Source organism: Sphingomonas sp. UBA978 (assembly GCF_002292295.1).
GTDB lineage: Bacteria > Pseudomonadota > Alphaproteobacteria > Sphingomonadales > Sphingomonadaceae > Sphingomonas.
This window is the reverse complement of the sequence record NZ_DBBS01000020.1, coordinates 375523-392293: the sequence shown is the minus strand read 5'-3', so window position 1 is coordinate 392293 and position 16771 is coordinate 375523. Positions and strand designations below refer to the sequence as shown.

14 protein-coding genes are annotated in these 16771 nt (G+C 68.4%); 9 read left to right on the top strand and 5 right to left on the bottom strand.

Features of this window, described 5'->3' with window-relative positions; genetic code table 11:
* Positions 1 to 4 precede the first annotated feature (4 nt).
* Genes hisI through B2515_RS14335 form a run of 3 tightly spaced genes read right to left on the bottom strand, consistent with a single transcriptional unit; the run spans position 5 to position 2565 of the window.
* Positions 5 to 364 carry a phosphoribosyl-AMP cyclohydrolase gene (hisI, locus tag B2515_RS14345; RefSeq protein ID WP_293877403.1) on the bottom strand — a complete coding sequence of 120 codons (360 nt, stop codon included), beginning with the start codon at positions 362 to 364 and terminating at the stop codon, positions 5 to 7.
* 53 nt (positions 365 to 417) lie between these two features.
* Entirely contained in the window at positions 418 to 840 is a 423-nt protein-coding gene (locus B2515_RS14340) for a MerR family transcriptional regulator (RefSeq protein WP_293877401.1), read from the bottom strand.
* Positions 841 to 861: 21 nt separating this feature from the next.
* Entirely contained in the window at positions 862 to 2565 is a 1704-nt protein-coding gene (locus B2515_RS14335) for a long-chain-fatty-acid--CoA ligase (protein WP_293877399.1), read from the bottom strand.
* Positions 2566 to 2688: 123 nt separating this feature from the next.
* On the opposite strand from B2515_RS14335, the gene B2515_RS14330 reads away from it, so the two are divergent.
* The 7 genes from B2515_RS14330 to paoC all read left to right on the top strand — a co-directional run bounded on the left by B2515_RS14330 (position 2689) and on the right by paoC (position 12212).
* Positions 2689 to 3825 (top strand): thiolase family protein, encoded by a 1137-nt coding sequence (locus B2515_RS14330; protein WP_293877397.1) that lies wholly within the window; start codon positions 2689 to 2691, stop codon positions 3823 to 3825.
* On the top strand, positions 3825 to 6143 hold the full coding sequence (locus B2515_RS14325) for a 3-hydroxyacyl-CoA dehydrogenase/enoyl-CoA hydratase family protein (RefSeq protein WP_293877395.1): 2319 nt from the start codon (positions 3825 to 3827) through the stop codon (positions 6141 to 6143). The genes B2515_RS14330 and B2515_RS14325 overlap by 1 nt, the downstream gene beginning before the upstream one ends.
* Before the next feature lie 282 nt (positions 6144 to 6425).
* A complete protein-coding gene (locus B2515_RS14320; protein ID WP_293877393.1) occupies positions 6426 to 6839 on the top strand; it encodes a DUF2147 domain-containing protein in 414 nt (137 codons plus the stop codon).
* A 111-nt stretch (positions 6840 to 6950) separates the two neighbouring features.
* A complete protein-coding gene (locus B2515_RS14315) occupies positions 6951 to 8249 on the top strand; it encodes an OmpP1/FadL family transporter (protein WP_293877391.1) in 1299 nt (432 codons plus the stop codon).
* Between the two features lie 170 nt (positions 8250 to 8419).
* On the top strand, positions 8420 to 9055 hold the full coding sequence (gene paoA, locus B2515_RS14310; RefSeq protein WP_293877389.1) for an aldehyde dehydrogenase iron-sulfur subunit PaoA: 636 nt from the start codon (positions 8420 to 8422) through the stop codon (positions 9053 to 9055).
* A complete protein-coding gene (locus B2515_RS14305; RefSeq protein WP_293877387.1) occupies positions 9052 to 10008 on the top strand; it encodes an FAD binding domain-containing protein in 957 nt (318 codons plus the stop codon). The genes paoA and B2515_RS14305 overlap by 4 nt, the downstream gene beginning before the upstream one ends.
* The gene (paoC, locus tag B2515_RS14300; protein ID WP_293877385.1) at positions 10005 to 12212 is read left to right on the top strand and encodes an aldehyde oxidoreductase molybdenum-binding subunit PaoC; all 2208 of its coding nucleotides are present in this window, start codon (positions 10005 to 10007) and stop codon (positions 12210 to 12212) included. Before B2515_RS14305 ends, paoC begins: the two co-directional genes overlap by 4 nt.
* Positions 12213 to 12240: 28 nt before the next feature.
* Here paoC and B2515_RS14295 read toward each other — a convergent pair whose 3' ends face one another.
* Positions 12241 to 12666 (bottom strand): hypothetical protein, encoded by a 426-nt coding sequence (locus tag B2515_RS14295; RefSeq protein ID WP_293877382.1) that lies wholly within the window; start codon positions 12664 to 12666, stop codon positions 12241 to 12243.
* Between the two features lie 90 nt (positions 12667 to 12756).
* Here B2515_RS14295 and B2515_RS14290 point away from each other — a divergent pair, with 90 nt between their 5' ends.
* Together B2515_RS14290 and B2515_RS14285 are read left to right on the top strand one after the other, a co-directional pair.
* Positions 12757 to 14121, top strand: coding sequence for a cryptochrome/photolyase family protein (locus B2515_RS14290; RefSeq protein ID WP_293877380.1), 1365 nt, complete (start codon positions 12757 to 12759; stop codon positions 14119 to 14121).
* Positions 14122 to 14266: 145 nt separating this feature from the next.
* Positions 14267 to 15808, top strand: a complete 1542-nt coding sequence (locus tag B2515_RS14285) for an MDR family MFS transporter (RefSeq protein WP_293877378.1) — start codon at positions 14267 to 14269, stop codon at positions 15806 to 15808.
* Between the two features lie 10 nt (positions 15809 to 15818).
* Here B2515_RS14285 and B2515_RS14280 read toward each other — a convergent pair whose 3' ends face one another.
* Positions 15819 to 16712 (bottom strand): LysR family transcriptional regulator, encoded by an 894-nt coding sequence (locus B2515_RS14280; RefSeq protein ID WP_293877376.1) that lies wholly within the window; start codon positions 16710 to 16712, stop codon positions 15819 to 15821.
* Between the last annotated feature and the right edge of the window lie 59 nt (positions 16713 to 16771).

Here is a 16771-nt window from a genome sequence, read left to right as displayed (position 1 = left end):
CGCCTCACCCGATCGGCACCAGCCGCGTGCCGTCGATCCGGCGATAGAAGCAGCTCGTCGCGCCCGTATGGCAGGCCGGACCGGCAGGATCGGCGATGATCCACAGCGCATCCTGATCGCAGTCGATCCGCATCTCGACGACGCGCAGCACGTTGCCGGAGCTTTCGCCCTTTTTCCACAGCCGCGCCCGGCTGCGCGACCAGAAGGTCGCCTCGCCCGTCGCCTGCGTCGCCGCCAGCGCATCGGCATTCATATGGGCGACCATCAGCAGCGCGCCCGCGCGATCGGTGACGACCGCGGTGACGAGGCCGGCGGCGTCATATTTCGGATCGAGGCGGAGTTCGGTTTCGCGGGGGTCGGCCATCACCTCGCTCTACAGCGGAGAGGGAGCCAGACCAAGCCGGCGCGGCACGCCCCTCACCCCGCCGCGCGCTGCGCCTCGGGTTCGTGCGCATGGACGCGGGCAAGCGCCTCTCCCTCCAGCTTGGCGAGGTCCGCCAGCGTCTGGTCGAGCGCGTCGCGCTGCTGTTCCAGTTCGTCGATCCGCATCCGCACGCGCTCGGCGAGCGCCCGCATCTGCTCCAGATGTTGCGGGTCGGCATCGTACAGGTCGAGGAATTCGGCGATGTCGGTCAGCGAGAAGCCGAGCCGCTTGCCGCGCAGGATCAGCTGCATCCGCGCGATCTCGCGCCGGCGGTAGACGCGGGTCGTCCCGATCCGGCACGGTTCGATCAGCCCCTTGTCCTCGTAGAAGCGCAAGGTCCGGGGCGTGATGCCGAGCATGTCGGCCACCTCCTGGATTCCCTGCAACTCTCCCCTGTCGTCCCCCGGACCGTCCATCACCCACTCCCGTCGCGCGGTCTAACGTGCCGCCTTCTGCAACTCTTCCTCGACCAGTTCCTTTTTGGATAGCTTGCCGATCAAAGTCTTGGGGAGAGTGTCGCGGATTTCCACCTCGCGGGGAAGCTCGATCTTGCTGATCTTGTCGCGCAGGAAATCGCGCAGGCCAGGGCCGGTGATCGCGCCCGGCTCGTTGAGCACGACAAAGGCCTTGGGCGCCTGCCCGCGGTGCGCATCGGGCACGCCGATCACCACCGCCTCGACCACGTTGGGATGTTCGTACAGCGCTTCCTCGATCACGCGCGGATAGACGTTGTACCCGCCGCACAGGATCAGGTCCTTGATCCGGTCGACGATGAAGAGATAGCCGTCCGCGTCCAGATAGCCGACGTCGCCGGTGCGCAACGCGCCGTCGGCGAACGCCGCCTCCGTCTCGGCGGGCTTGTGCCAGTATCCCGCCATCACCTGCGGCCCGCGGGCGCAGATCTCGCCCTTCTCGCCGGCCGGCACGATCCGGGTCGGATCCTCGCGGTCGCGGATCTCGATCGTCGTGCCGGGGAACGGCAGGCCCGCCGACCCCTCCTTGTTGACGCCCTCGAACGGATTGCAGGTGATGATCGGCGAGGCTTCGGACAGGCCATAGCCCTCGACCAGCTTCGCGCCGGTGTTCGCCTCGAAGGCGTGCCTCACCTCGATCGGCAGCGGCGCACCGCCCGAGATGCAGACCTTCACCGACGACAGGTCGGGCCGCTGGTCCGCGCCCAGATTGGCGAGCGCATTGTAGATCGTCGGCACCGCGGGGAAATAGGTCGGCCGCGTCCGCTTGAGCGTGGCGAGCAGCTGCTTCAATTCGAACCGCGGCAACAGGATCATCTCCGCACCCACCAGGGTGGCGAAGGTCAGCACGTTGGTCAGCGCGAAGACGTGGAACAGCGGCAGCACGCCGAGCACGCGATCCTGCTCGGCGCTCTCGCCGCCGACATGGACCAGCATCGCATCGGTGTTGGCGACGATATTGGCATGGCTCAGCATCGCCGCCTTGGGCACGCCGGTGGTGCCGCCGGTATATTGCAGCACCGCGATCTCGTCCGGCGCGACCGGCACCGGCGTCGGCCGCTGCCCGTGCGCCATCAGGTCGGGGAAATGCAGATGCTGCGCGCTGCGCGGCGCGCGGCCGATCTCCTTGCGCTTGACCAGCTTGTAGGCGAATTTCTTCACGGTCGGCAGCGCGTCCGCGATCGAACAGGTGACGACGTGGCGCAGCCCCGTCTCGCCCGCGACCTTCAGCACGCGCGCCTGGATCTCGGCGATGTCGCAGGTGACGATGATCTCCGCCCCCGAATCGTGGATCAGGTGCGTCAGCTCGCGCTCGACGTAGAGCGGGTTGACGTTGACGACGATGCCGCCCGCCTTCAGCGTCGCGTAGAACAGGATGGGATAGTAAGGCGTATTGGGCAGGCAGAGCGCGACGCGCGTCCCCTTCACCACGCCGAGCGCCTGCAGCCCCGCCGCGGCGCGATCCACCGCCGCACCGAGATCGCCCCAGGTCGTCACCCGCCCCATGAAGTCGATCGCCGCGCGACTCGGGAAGCGGGCCACCGACCGGTCGAGCAATTCGCCGAGGAGGCGCGGCCGGGCGGACAGCGCGACGCCCTGCTTGATCGCCAGCGGTGCCGTTACGGCCTCATCGGCGGTGGCCACGTCTGCCTTGGCGGTGTCGCTCATCCATGCTTCCTCTCAAAGTCGATCATCGAGCATATTGTCCGCTCGTGCTACTTGACGTAATGGGAAGGTATCGCACCTATACGGCATATCGCAAGCTCGAATGCCCATCAGAGAGAGGATTTCATGACCAACGTCGTCATCGCCGGCTATGCGCGCTCCCCCTTTCATCTCGCCGGCAAGGGCGCACTCGCCCGCGTCCGCCCCGACGATCTTGCCGCGCAGACGATCCGCGGGCTGATCGAGCGCACCGGCGTCGACGCTGCCGAGATCGAGGATATCATCCTCGGCTGCGCCTTTCCGGAAGGGGAGCAGGGGCTTAACGTCGCGCGCCTGATCGGCCTGCTCGCCGACCTGCCGCTGTCGGTCGGCGGCATGACGGTGAACCGCTTCTGCGGATCGTCGATGAGCGCGATCCATATCGCGATGGGCCAGATCCAGATCGGTGCGGGCGAGGCGTTCATCTGCGCCGGCCTCGAATCGATGAGCCGCATCCCGATGGGCGGCTACAACCCGATGCCGAATCCGGCGCTCGCGAAGGCGAATCCGGGTGCGTACATGGGCATGGGCGAAACGGCGGAGAACGTCGCGACCAAATATCAGATCACCCGCGGCGAGCAGGATGCCTTTGCCGTGAAGAGCCAGAAGAAGGCCGCCGCCGCGCGCGCCGATGGCCGGCTCGCCGATGAGATCGTGCCGATCACGACCAAGGCCGGCACCGTCAGCGAGGACGGCACGATCCGTCCCGACACCACCGTCGAGGCGCTCGGCGGCCTCAAGCCCGCCTTCAGCCTGGACGGATCGGTGACCGCCGGCACCTCTTCGCCGCTGACCGACGGCGCGTCGGCGGTGCTGGTGACCTCCGAGGACTTCGCGAAGAAGCATGGCCTCAAGATCCTCGCCCGGATCAAGGCGGTCGGCGTGTCGGGTATCGAGCCGTCGACGATGGGCCTCGGTCCGATCAGCGCGTCGCAGAAGGCGCTGGCCCGCGCCGGCGTCTCGGTCGCCGACCTCGACGTGGTCGAGATCAACGAGGCCTTCGCCAGCCAGGCGATCGCCTGCATCCGCGATCTCGGCCTGAAGGACGAGACGATCAACCTCGACGGCGGCGCGATCGCAATCGGCCATCCGCTCGGCGCGACCGGCGCGCGCATCGTCGGCAAGGCGGCGGCGCTGCTCGAGCGCGAGGGCGGCCGCTATGCGCTGGCGACCCAGTGCATCGGCGGCGGTCAGGGCATCGCCACGGTGCTGGAGCGCGTATAATGACGGATCAGATCAAGAAGGTATGCGTGATCGGTGCGGGCGTCATGGGCGCCGGCATCGCCGCACAGGTCGCCAATGCCGGCGTGCCCGTCCTGCTGCTCGACATCGTGCCGCGCGAGGGGGACGATCGCGATGCGGTGGCGAAGGGCGCGGTCGCGAAGATGCTCAAGACCGATCCCGCCCCCTTCATGTCGAAGGGCGCGGCGAAGCTGGTCGAGACCGGTAATATCGACGACCATCTCGATCGCGTCGCCGAATGCGACTGGATCGTCGAGGCGATCGTCGAACGGCTCGACATCAAGCAGGCGCTCTATGCGAAACTGGAGGCGCTGAAGCGTCCCGGCACGGCGGTATCGTCGAACACCTCGACCATCCCGCTGGAGAATCTGGTGGAGGGACGCTCCGACCAGTTCAAGGCCGACTTCCTCATCACGCACTTCTTCAATCCGCCGCGCTACATGCGGTTGATCGAGATCGTCCGCGGTGCGCATACCGACGCCGCCGTCGCGGATCGCGTCGAGGATTTCGTCGATCGCTTCATGGGCAAGCGGATCGTCCGGGCGAAGGACACGCCCGGCTTCATCGCCAATCGCATCGGCACCTATTGGCTCGCCGTCGCGATCAACGCGGCAATGGACCAGGGGCTGACCGTCGAGGAGGCCGACCAGATCGGCGGCCGCCCGATGGGCGTGCCCAAGACGGGGATCTTCGGGCTGGTCGATCTGGTCGGCGTCGATCTGATGCCGCTGCTCTCGAAGAGCCTGACGTCGACGCTGCCGCAAGGCGACCCCTATTTCGACACCGTCCGGCCGATGCCGCTGGTCGACCGGATGATCGCCGAGGGCTTTACGGGGCGCAAGGGCAAGGGCGGCTTCTACCGCTTCGACAAGGCGACGAAGACCAAGCTGGCGCTCGATCTCGCCACCGGCGACTATCGCGAGGGGCAGAAGCCCGCCGCGCTGCCGCCGAAGGCGGAAAAGGACCTCGCCACGCTGATCGCCACGCCGGGCAAGGTCGGTGACTATGCCTGGGAGGTGCTCGGCAAGACGCTCTCCTATGCGGCGATGCTGGTCGGCGAGGCGGCGGACGACATCGTCGCCATCGATGACGCGATGAAGCTCGGCTACAACTGGAAGTTCGGGCCGTTCGAGCTGCTCGACCGGATCGGCGCCGCCGCCGTCACCGCACGGCTGCGCGAGGAGGGCCGCACTGTACCGGCGATCCTCGACACGGTCGGCGACCGCAGCTTCTACCGCGTCGTCGAGGGCAAGCGGCAGTTCCTGACCCTCGACGGCGAATATCGCGACGTCGTCCGCAGCGACGGCGTGTTGCTGCTCGAGGATATCAAGCTGGCGTCCGAACCCCTGCTCCGGAACGCCTCTGTGGCGCTCTGGGATGTCGGCGACGGCGTCGCGGCGCTCGAATTCACCACCAAGATGAACGCGCTCGACGGTGAGATCATGGCGCTGATCCATCAGGCCATCCCGCTGGTGCAGGAGCGGTTCAAGGCGCTGGTGATCTATAACGAAGGCTCGAACTTCTCCGCGGGCGCCAACCTCGGCATGGCGATGTTCGCCGTCGCCGCCGGCATGTGGGGCGAGATCGAAAAGCTCGTCGCGGGCGGACAACAGGCGCTGAAGGCGCTGAAATACGCCCCCTTCCCCGTCGTCGCGGCGCCGGCCGGCATGGCGCTGGGCGGCGGCTGCGAGGTGCTGCTCAACAGCGATGCGGTGCAGGCGCATGCCGAAACCTACGTCGGGCTGGTCGAATGCGGCGTCGGGCTGCTGCCCGGCTGGGGTGGCAATGGCGAGATGCTCGACCGGATATCGAAGGCGCCGTTGATGCCGCGCGGGCCGATGCCCGCCGTCGCCAAGGCGTTCGAGACGATCTCGACCGCGCAGGTGTCCAAGTCCGCGGCGCTGGCGAAGGAGATGATGTTCCTGCGCCCCACCGACGGCATCACGATGAACCGCGATCGCCTGCTGGCCGACGCCAAGGCGAAGGCGCTCGGCCTCGTCGCCGGCTATGCGCCGCCGGAGAAGCCCACGTTCCGCCTGCCCGGCGAGAGCGGCCGCACGGGCATCGCCGGCGTGGTCGACGGCTTCCGCAAGAAGGGCATGGCGACCGCATATGACGAGGTCGTCTCCGGCCGACTCGCCAACGTGCTGACCGGCGGCGAGGCCGACGTCGTCGATATCGTCGCCGAGGACGATCTGCTGACGCTGGAACGCGAAGCGTTCATGGATGCGGTGAAGGACCCGCGGACGCAGGCGCGCATCCAGCAGATGCTGACCACGGGTAAGCCGTTGCGCAACTGACCGAATGCCCCCTCCGCCAGCCGTCCCGCTCGGACGGCGGAGGGGGCGGATCGCCGCGCCGGACGGCGCCGATGAACGTCATGTCACTTGACACAAGTGCTGGACGGCTTAGGCGGGCCGCTAACTGCCGTATACGGCAGGGCGCTCGCCATTAGGTTACCGTTCAGGTGGCCGGCGCCATATTCGACCCGTAACCGCGACCGTACAGATACGGCGCGAAGCTGACCCCGGCTGGACCGGCACCCGCGGCTGTTAGCGGGGCCATGGAGAGGAGATTACCCCATGTCCATTCTTATCCTCGGCGCGCTGCTCGCCGCCGCAGCACCGGCGCCCGCCCCCGACACCGCCATAGGCCGCTGGAAGACCGAGACGCGCAACGGCATCGTCGAGATCCAGCGCTGCGGCGCGTCGATCTGCGGCCGGCTGATCTCCTCCGAACTGCTCCGCCAGCAGCCCGACCTCAAGGACGCCAACAACCAGAATGCGGCGCAGCGCAACCGCCCGCTGCGCGGCCTGCTGCTCATCAGCGGCTTCACCGCCGACGGCGACGCCTGGGCCGGCGGCCAGATCTACAATCCCGACGATGGAAAAACGTACAAGGCCAAGGTGACCCCGGTCGACGCCAATACGTTGAAGGTCCGCGGCTGCGTGTTCGTCCCGCTCTGCAAGACGCAGACCTGGACCCGCGTCCGCTAAACGGTCGCCTCCCCGTCTGCCGGCACGTCCGGCCCGGTCGGTCGATCGGGCACGGCAGCCTGCTATCGTCCGCCCGCCATTATCTCCCAACCACATTCAGGAATCATCGCTATGTCATTGCGTCTTAAGGCTCCCTTGCTCGCCTCCGCCCTCATCGGTTCGTTCGGTTTCGCCACCGTCGCGCACGCCCAGGCTTTTTATCTGCAGGAACAGTCGGCACGCGGCGCCGGCCGTGCCTTTTCCGGCGAGGTGGCCGATACCGGCCCGCAGTCGCTCTGGTGGAACCCGGCCTCGATCGCCGGGATGGAGCGTGGCGAGGCCGCGATCAATGCATCGATGATCCGTCCCAAGGGCGACGTCGTCAACAACGGCACGGTCATCCGCCGCCCCGGCGGCCAGTTCGCGCCGATCGGCGGCGACCAGCTCGCCAAGGACCCGATCGACAACGGCATCCTGCCCTCGGGCCAGATCGCGCTGCCGTTCGGCCCGGTCGCGCTCGGCCTCGCGGTGACATCGCCGTACAGCTTCACCACCGACTATGATTCGACCAGCTGGACCCGCTACAGCGCGACCCGCACCAAGTTGCGCACGTTCGACATCCAGCCGTCGATCGCGGTCGCGCTGACCGACTGGCTGCGCGTCGGCGGCGCCGCCAACGTCGAGCATGTCTATGCCAGCCTCGGCAACGCCCTGCCCAACCTGTCGGCGGCGCTGCCCGACGGCCGCCAGCGGCTCGAAGGCGACGGCTGGGATCTCGGCTGGACCGCCGGCTTCCAGATGCACAACGATTGGGCGACGGTCGGCGTCAGCTACAAGTCACGCATCGAGCATACGCTGAAGGGCGACCTGCTGGTCGAGGGGCTGCAGGGCCCGCTCGCCGCGCAGAACCGCACGCTGGATGGCGTCGAGGCGAGCTTCTACACCCCGGCGCAGGTGATCGTCGGCGCGCGGATCCGCGCCACTCCGGCGCTGACCCTCAACGGCCAGGCGGTTCGCTACAACTGGAGCAAGTTCGACGCGATCCGCCTCGGCGCGCCGCTCAACACCGCGCTGCCTCAGAATTATCGCGACAGCTACAGCCTCGCCGGCGGTATCGACTATACCGTGTCGCCGCAGCTGACGCTCCGTGCCGGCGTCCAGCATGGCACGACGCCGACCCGCAACGGCCTGCGCGATGCGCGCGTGCCGGACGGCAACCGCTGGAACTACGGTGCCGGCGGCACCTTCCAGCTGACGCCGCGCTTCGGCATCGATCTGGCCGCGAACTACGTCAAGATCGACGATTCGTCGATCGACCGCGTGACCGCCGCCTATGCCGGCACCGCGGTGCAGACGCCGATCGCCACCAACGGCTTCCTGCGCGACGCCAGCGCACTGATCGTGTCGGCCGGCGCCCATATCGGCTTCTGACCGGCAAATTCCGGGTTCCGCCCGCCCTGGGCGGAACCTGGACCTGTCCCGCCGCGTATCTCCACCAAGCGTTTGCTTTGGATGGATTCGGCACGTTAGGGCACCTCCAGAGCCAGTGAACGCCGCGATCGCGATATCGCGGCGTTTTCAATTGTATCAGGGGGCCTCTTATGAGCCAGGATGAACTACGACTGTCCCGCCGCGGCGTGATCGCGGGCGGGACGATCGGCGTGGCGGCAACCGCCATGCCCGCCGAGGCGGCCCCGCCGCCCCTGCAGGACCGCGCCGCGCCGCCGACCATGCCGGTGACGCTGAAGGTGAATGGGCGACTGAACCGCCTGGACCTCGACACGCGGACGACGCTGCTCGACGCCTTGCGCGAACATTGGAAGCTGACCGGCACCAAGAAGGGCTGCGATCACGGCCAGTGCGGCGCCTGCACGGTGCTGGTCGACGGCCGCCGGATCAATTCCTGCCTGACGCTCGCGGTGATGCACGACGGCGACGAGATCACGACGATCGAGGGGCTCGGCAAGCCCGACGACCTGCATCCGATGCAAGCCGCCTTCATCAAGCATGACGGCTATCAGTGCGGTTATTGCACGCCGGGCCAGATCTGCTCGGCCGTCGCGGTGCTCGACGAGATCAAGCGCGGCGTCCCCAGCCATGTGCAGACGGATATCACCGCCAAACCGACCGCAACCGCCGCGGAGATGCGCGAGCGGATGAGCGGCAACATCTGCCGCTGCGGCGCCTATTCCAATATCATCGAGGCGATGAGCGACGTCGCGGGGACCAAGGCATGAAGGCGTTCACCTACGAACGGGCGGAAAGCCCTGCGGTTGCGGCAGCGGCCGTCGCCGCGAAACCGGGCGCGAAGTTCATCGCGGGCGGCACCAATCTGCTCGACCTGATGAAGCTGCAGATCGAGGAGCCGGTGCATCTGGTCGACGTCAACCGGCTGGCGCTCGACAAGATCGAACCGACCGCGGACGGTGGCCTGCGGATCGGCGCGCTGGTGCGCAACACCGATCTCGCCGCCGATGCGCGCGTGCGGCGCGACTATGGCGTGCTGTCGCGTGCGATCGTCGCGGGCGCGTCCGGGCAGTTGCGCAACAAGGCGACCACGGCGGGCAACCTGCTCCAGCGGACGCGTTGCCCCTATTTCTACGACACCAACCAGCCGTGCAACAAGCGCAAGCCCGGTTCGGGTTGCGCGGCGATCGGCGGCTACAGCCGGCAGCTCGGCATCATCGGTACCAGCAGCGCCTGCATCGCCACCTATCCCGGCGACATGGCCGTGGCGATGCGCGTGCTCGATGCGACGGTGGAGACGGTGCAGCCCGACGGCCAGACTCGCCGGATCCCGATCGCCGACTTCCACCGGCTGTGGGGCGATACCCCGCACATCGACACCAATCTGCGGGCGGGCGAACTCATCACCGCGGTGACCTTGCCCAAGCCGGTCGGCGGCACGCATATCTACCACAAGGTCCGCGATCGCGCGTCCTATGCCTATGCGCTCGTCTCGGTGGCGGCGATCCTTCAGCGCGACGGCACCGGCCATGTCGCGATCGGCGGCATCGCCCCCAAGCCGTGGCGGGTCGATGCGGCGGAAGCCGTCCTGCCGCAGGGTGCCAAGGCGACCGCCGCGCGATTGCTCACCGGCGCCCGCCCGACCCAGGACAATGCCTTCAAGGTCCCCCTCGTCGAGCGCACGCTCGCCGCGGTGATGGCCGAAGCGAAAGACGCAGCATGAAGTTCGACACCCCCGCAGGCCAGAACCCGATCGACCAGCTCAAGGTCATCGGCAAGCCCACCGACCGCATCGACGGCAAGTTCAAGGCGACCGGCAAGGCGCCCTATGCCTATGAACGGCACGACGTCGCCCCCAATGCGGCCTATGGCTATGTCGTCGGCGCAGGCATCGCCAAGGGCCGGATCGCGAGCATGGATCTCGGCGCGGCGAAGGCGGCCCCGGGCGTGCTGACGATCGTCACCGCCGAAACCGCCGGACCGCTCGGCAAGGGCAACATGAACACCGCCAAGCTGCTCGGTGGCCCGCAGGTCGATCACTACCATCAGGCGATCGCGCTGGTCGTCGCCGAGACGTTCGAACAGGCACGCGCCGCCGCCGCGCTGATCCGCATCGACTATGCACGCGATCAGGGCCGCTTCGACCTCGACGCCGCGCTCAAGACCGCGCCGCTGAAGCCCGCCGAAGAAGGGCAGCCGCCCGTCGACCGCGTCGGCAATTTCGAGAAGGCGTTCGCCGCTGCACCGGTAAAGCTCGACGCGCTGTACGAGACGCCCGACCAGAGCCACGCGATGATGGAGCCGCATGCGAGCATCGCATCGTGGCAGGGTGACAAATTGACGCTGTGGACGTCGAACCAGATGATCGCCTGGGGCAAGGGCGAGGTCGCGAAGACCCTGGGCATCCCGAAGGAGAACGTCCGGCTGATCTCGCCCTATATCGGCGGTGGTTTCGGCGGCAAATTGTTCGTCCGCGCCGACGCGATCCTCGCGGCGCTCGGTGCCCGACAGGCCAACCGCCCGGTGAAGGTCGCGTTGCAGCGGCCGTTGATGATCAACAATGCGACGCACCGTCCGGCGACCCGCCAGCGTATCCGCCTCGGCGCCGGAAGAGACGGAAAGATCACCGCGATCGCGCACGAGAGTGGTTCGGGCGATCTGCCCGGCGGCGGTCCCGAGACCGCGGTCGCGCAGACCAGGCTGCTCTACGCCGGCGCCAACCGGCTGACGTCGATGCGGCTCGCCGTGCTCGACCTGCCCGAAGGCAATGCCATGCGCGCGCCGGGCGAGGCGCCCGGTCTGATGGCGCTGGAGGTCGCGATGGACGAGATGGCGGAAAAGCTGGGGATGGACCCGGTCGAGTTCCGCATTGTCAACGACACGCAGGTCGATCCCGAAAAGCCGGAGCGCAAGTTCTCGCAACGGCAGCTGATCGAATGCCTGCGGATGGGCGCGGACAAGTTCGGCTGGTCGCAGCGCAAGCCGAAGCCGCGGTCGGTCCGCGACGGCCGCTGGCTGGTCGGCATGGGCGTCGCCTCGGGCTTCCGCAACAACATCACGATGAAGTCCGCCGCACGCGTCGGCATCGACCGGAAGGGCATGGTGACGGTCGCCACCGACATGACCGACATCGGCACCGGCAGCTACACGATCATCGCGCAGACCGCGGCGGAAGTGATGGGCGTGCCGCTCGACAAGGTCATCGTCCTGCTCGGCGACAGCTCGTTCCCCGCTGCGGCCGGGTCGGGCGGCCAGTGGGGCGCGAACAGCTCGACCGCAGGCGTCTATGCCGCCTGCATGAAGCTGCGCGAGGCGGTGGCGCAGAAGCTCGGCTTCAATTCGGCCGACGTGCAGTTCGCCGACGGCAAGGTCACCGCGGGCAACCGCAGCGTGCCGCTCGCCGAGGCGGCGGGCAATGCCGGCCTGTCGGCGGAGGATGCGATCGAGTTCGGCGATCTCGCGAAGAAGGAACAGCAATCGACCTTCGCCGGGCATTTCGTCGAGGCGGCGGTGGATGCCTATACCGGCGAGATCCGCATCCGGCGCATGCTCGCGGTCTGTGCCGCCGGGCGCATCCTCAACCCGAAGGCGGCGCGCAGCCAGGTGATCGGCGCGATGACCATGGGCGTCGGCGCGGCGCTGATGGAGGAACTGGCGGTTGACAAGCGCTTCGGCTTCTTCGTCAACCACGACCTCGCCAGCTACGAGGTGCCGGTCCATGCCGACATCCCGCATCAGGAGGTGATCTTCCTCGACGAGGTCGATCCGATGTCGTCGCCGATGAAGGCGAAGGGCGTCGGCGAGCTCGGCCTGTGCGGCGTCGGCGCGGCGATCGCCAATGCGATCTACAACGCCACCGGCGTGCGGGTCCGCGAATATCCGATCACGCTCGACAAGATCATCGCGGGCGCCGCGATGGTCGCGTGACCGTCACCCGCGGGGACGGGCCATGGCCCTAATCCCCGCGGGTTACGGTCACCGCCGCGATGTGCAGCGGATAGTCGCGATCGTCCTCCGCCATCCACACCCCGCCCTGCGCGTCGGTCAGGTAGAAGCGGCAATAGGCGCTGCGATCGCCGGTAAAGCGCAGGCACACGCGGTCGGGGGTGATCCGGTAGCGGCCGCTGGTGTCGGGCCGGTCGTAGCTCAGCGTATAGCCATCGCCGGTCGCGGCGAACCGTTCGGTCGGCGGCGCGGCGGCCCCGACCGCGGCGCGCCTCTGCACGCTGCCCCGCACCAGCCGTTCGAGCGCCGGGCCGCGCACCAGCGTCATGGCGTCGGACCCGCGGATCGGCACCGGCAGCCGCGGCGGGGTCGGATCGGGCGCGGCGGGGGAACAGGCCGCCAGCACCAGCGGCAACAAGGCGAGGAATCGTGTCATGCCCCCTCCTGCGCGCCCCGCCGCGCGCGAACAAGCCGGGTGTGACGACGCACAGGAACTTCCCCGACCGCCAGCCGCTTGGACAGGCGCATGACAGAACCGACCCTCCTGTGGCTGCGGCAGGACCTGCGCCTCCACGACCAGCCCGCCCTCGTCGCCGCCGCCCATGACGGCGCGGTCATTCCCGTCTACATCCTCGACGACGATGCACCCGGCGCCTGGGCGATCGGCGGTGCGCAACGTTGGTGGCTCCACCACAGCCTTGCCGCGCTCGACAAGGCGCTCAAGGCCAAGCACAGCCGCCTGATCCTGCGGCGCGGCAAGGCGGGCGACGCGCTCAAGGCGCTGATGGAGGAGACGGGCGCGACCCGCATCCATGCCATCCGCCATTACGAGCCGTGGTGGCGCGAGGCGGAGGCAGCGCTCGGCGATGCGCTCGCGCTGTACGACGGCAATCACCTCGTCCGGCTGGAGGACGTCACCACCGGCGCAGGCACGCCGTTCAAGGTCTTTTCGTCCTTCTGGAAGGCGCTGCAATCGCAGCTGCCGCCGGACGAGCCGCTCCCCGTCCCGCACACCATCCCGGCACCGTCGCGATGGCCGGCGGGCGATCGCCTCGATGACTGGAAACTGCTGCCGACCGCGCCCGACTGGTCGCAGAGTTTCGACCACGACTGGACGCCCGGTGAGGCGGAGGCACTGGCCAAGGCGAAGGGCTGGCCACAGGAGGTCGCCGCCTACGACCGGCGGCGCAACCTGCCGTCCGAAGAGGGAACGTCGCGCCTGTCCCCGCATCTCCATCATGGCGAGATTTCGCCACGCAGCGTCTATCATGCGCTGGGGAACACGAAGGATGCCGGCGCCTTCCTGCGCGAACTGGCATGGCGCGACTTCACCTCCGGCGTGCTGCTCGCCCTGCCCGATTATGGCGACGTCAACGGCCGGCCCAAATATGACGCGCTGCCGTGGCGCAAGGGCGCCGCGGCGAAGCGCGACCTCGAGGCGTGGCAACAGGGGCGCACCGGCTATCCGATCGTCGATGCCGGTATGCGGCAATTGTGGACCAGTGGCTGGATCCACAATCGCGTGCGGATGATCGCCGCCAGCTTCCTCGTCAAACACCTGCTGATCGACTGGCGCGAGGGCGAACGCTGGTATTGGGATTGTCTGGTCGATGCCGATTACGGCAACAATGCCGTCAACTGGCAGTGGATCGCCGGCACCGGCGTCGACGCCAATATGTTCGGCCGGATCATGGCGCCGCTCGGGCAGTCGGAGAAGTTCGATGCCGCCGATTATATCCGCGAATGGGTGCCGGAACTGCGCGACCTGACCGATGCGACGATCCACGATCCCGACGAGGCCGGCGCCCGCCCCGACGCCTATCCCCCGAAAATGATCGGCCATCGCGAAGCGCGCGAGCGCGCCCTGGCCGCAGCCGCAACTCTGTCCTGATCGCGTTGCCGGATGCGTCCGGCCCCTCGCCTAGCGGTCGATCGTACCTATATGGGGATAGGACAGCGATACGGCCCCATGACAAGGATCGGCCCCCGCATGTCCGGAGAGGCCCGATCCGCGCGAGAAAGTCGTTACGCCCGTCATGCATCTCCACATCCCCGCCGCCCTCGACCCGCGCCAGCTATTGCGGCCGCGACGACGGGGGATAGCGTCGGTCAATGCCGAGGTCCGCGACGGCATCGTGCCTGCCGGCGACGGGATCGCGACGACCGCGGATAACGAGGGCGGCGAACCGCCGACCCGCAACTACCGCACCGTCGCGCTCATCATCGCGACCGCGATGTTCATGGAGCATCTCGACGCGACCGTGCTCGCCACCGCGCTGCCGACGATGGCGCGCGATTTCGGCGTCGCCGCCCCGGCGATAAGCATCGCACTGACCTCCTATCTGCTCGCGCTCGCGATGTTCATCCCCGCCTCGGGCACGATGGCGGACCGGTTCGGCGCGCGGCCGGTGTTCCGCGCCGCGATCGGCGTCTTCGTACTCGGCAGCCTCGCCTGCGGCCTCGCCCCCAGCCTCGAATGGATGGCGGTCGCGCGGTTCCTCCAGGGTGTCGGCGGCGCGATGATGATGCCGGTCGGGCGGCTCGTGCTGCTGCGATCGGTCGCCAAGCGCGACATGGTGTCGGCGATGTCCTGGCTCATCATGCCCGCGCTGATCGGGCCGATCCTCGGGCCGCCGCTCGGCGGGTTCATCGTCACCTATCTCGACTGGCGCTGGATCTTTTGGCTCAACCTGCCGATCGGCATTCTCGGGATCGTCCTCGTCGGCCGCTTCATCGCCGATATCCGCGAGGAGGCACCGCATCCCTTCGACCCCGCCGGCTTCGTCCTGTCGGGCGCGGCGCTAGGCTGCCTGCTGTTCGGGTTCGAAATGGCGAGCCGTCCGGGAGAAGGCACGCTCACGGCGGCGCTGGTCGGGATCGGCGCGTTGTTCGGCCTCGCCTATTGGCGTCATGCCCGCCGCGCCGCGCACCCCATCCTCGACCTGTCGCTGATGCGGATCGCGACGTTCCGCCTGTCGGTGGTCGGCGGTTCGCTGACCCGGATCACGCAGGGCGCGCAGCCGTTCCTGCTGCCGCTGATGATGCAGCTCGCCTTCGGCCTGTCCGCCGCGCAGAGCGGGGTGATGACCGTCGCCACCGCGATCGGCTCGTTCGGGATGAAGGGGCTGGCGCGGCGCATCCTCAAACGCTTCGGCTTTCGCAACAGCCTGATCGTGATGGGGCTCGGCGCCACCGCGGGCTACGCCGCCTGCGGCCTGTTCCGCCCCGGTTGGCCGCTGCCCGTGGTGTTCGCGGTGCTGGTCGTGTCGGGCTTCCTGATGTCGTTCCAGTTCACCGCCTACAACACGATCGCCTATGACGAGATCGACAAGGCGCGGATGAGCGCGGCGACCAGCTTCTATTCGACCTTCCAGCAGCTGATGCTGTCGCTCGGCATCTGCATCGGGGCGACCGCGCTCCACGTGTCGATGCTGTGGCAGGGGCGGCAGGCGGTGGCGTTCCCCGACTTCAGCTTCGCCTTCTGGACGGTGACGGCGATCTCGCTGCTCGCGATCTTCGTCAACATGCGCTTCGATCCGCGCGCCGGGGCGGAGCTGAGCGGTCGCGACCGGGCCTGACGGCGCGGGATCACCCGTCCCATGCCGCCTCGTCGACCACGCCGCGCAGGAAGGCGACGAACGCCGCGACCGCGGGTGGGACAGCGGGGCTGCGCAGATGGACCGCATAGATGCCGACGTCCTGCGAACCTTCCCAGCCCGGCAGCACCCGCACCAGCCGGCCGTCGCGCAGCGCGTCGCCGACGTCCCACAAGGATCGCAGCGCGATGCCGACGCCGCCGATCGCGAGTTCGCGGACCATCTCGCTCGAATTGGTGCGGACATGGCTGTCGCGCTCGACCTGCAGCGTGCGCCCGCCTGCGACCAGCCGCCACGGCATCTGCCCCGCCGCCGCCAGCAGGCGATGCGCGGCGAGGTCCTCCACCGTCGCCGGCATGCCCTGCGCCGCCAGATAGGCGGGCGCCGCGCAGAGGATGCGGCGGCTGTTCGCCAGCCGGTGCGCGACGACGGTCGGCGGCACCGCGGAGGCGATCCGGATCGCGCAATCGACCCGGTCGCCAAGCAGGTCGACGAAGCCGTCGCCAAGGTCGAAGGTCAGCTCTACCGCGGGATGCGCGGTCAGGAAGGCGGCGAGATGCGGCGCGACGTGCAGCCGCCCGAACGAGGTCGGCGCCGACACGCGGAGCGGCCCCGCCGCGATCCCGCGCGCGCCGGTGACCCGCGCCTCCGCCTCGCCCAGCGCCGCGAGGATTGCCCCGAGGTCGCCGCGGAACCCTTCCCCCGCCTCGGTCAGCGCGAGGCGCCGCGTCGTCCGGTGGACGAGCGTAACGCCCAGCCGTCCCTCCAGCCGCTGCAACCGTTTCGACACCATCGCCGGCGAGATCCGCAGACTCCGCGCCGCCGCCGACAGGCTGCCACCCTCTGCGACGGCAATGAACAACGCATAGTCGGGATCAAGTGCCATTCGTTCTCCTGACGACAAAGTGTTTTAACATCTTGCCCGCTAGCGAACGGATGATCCAC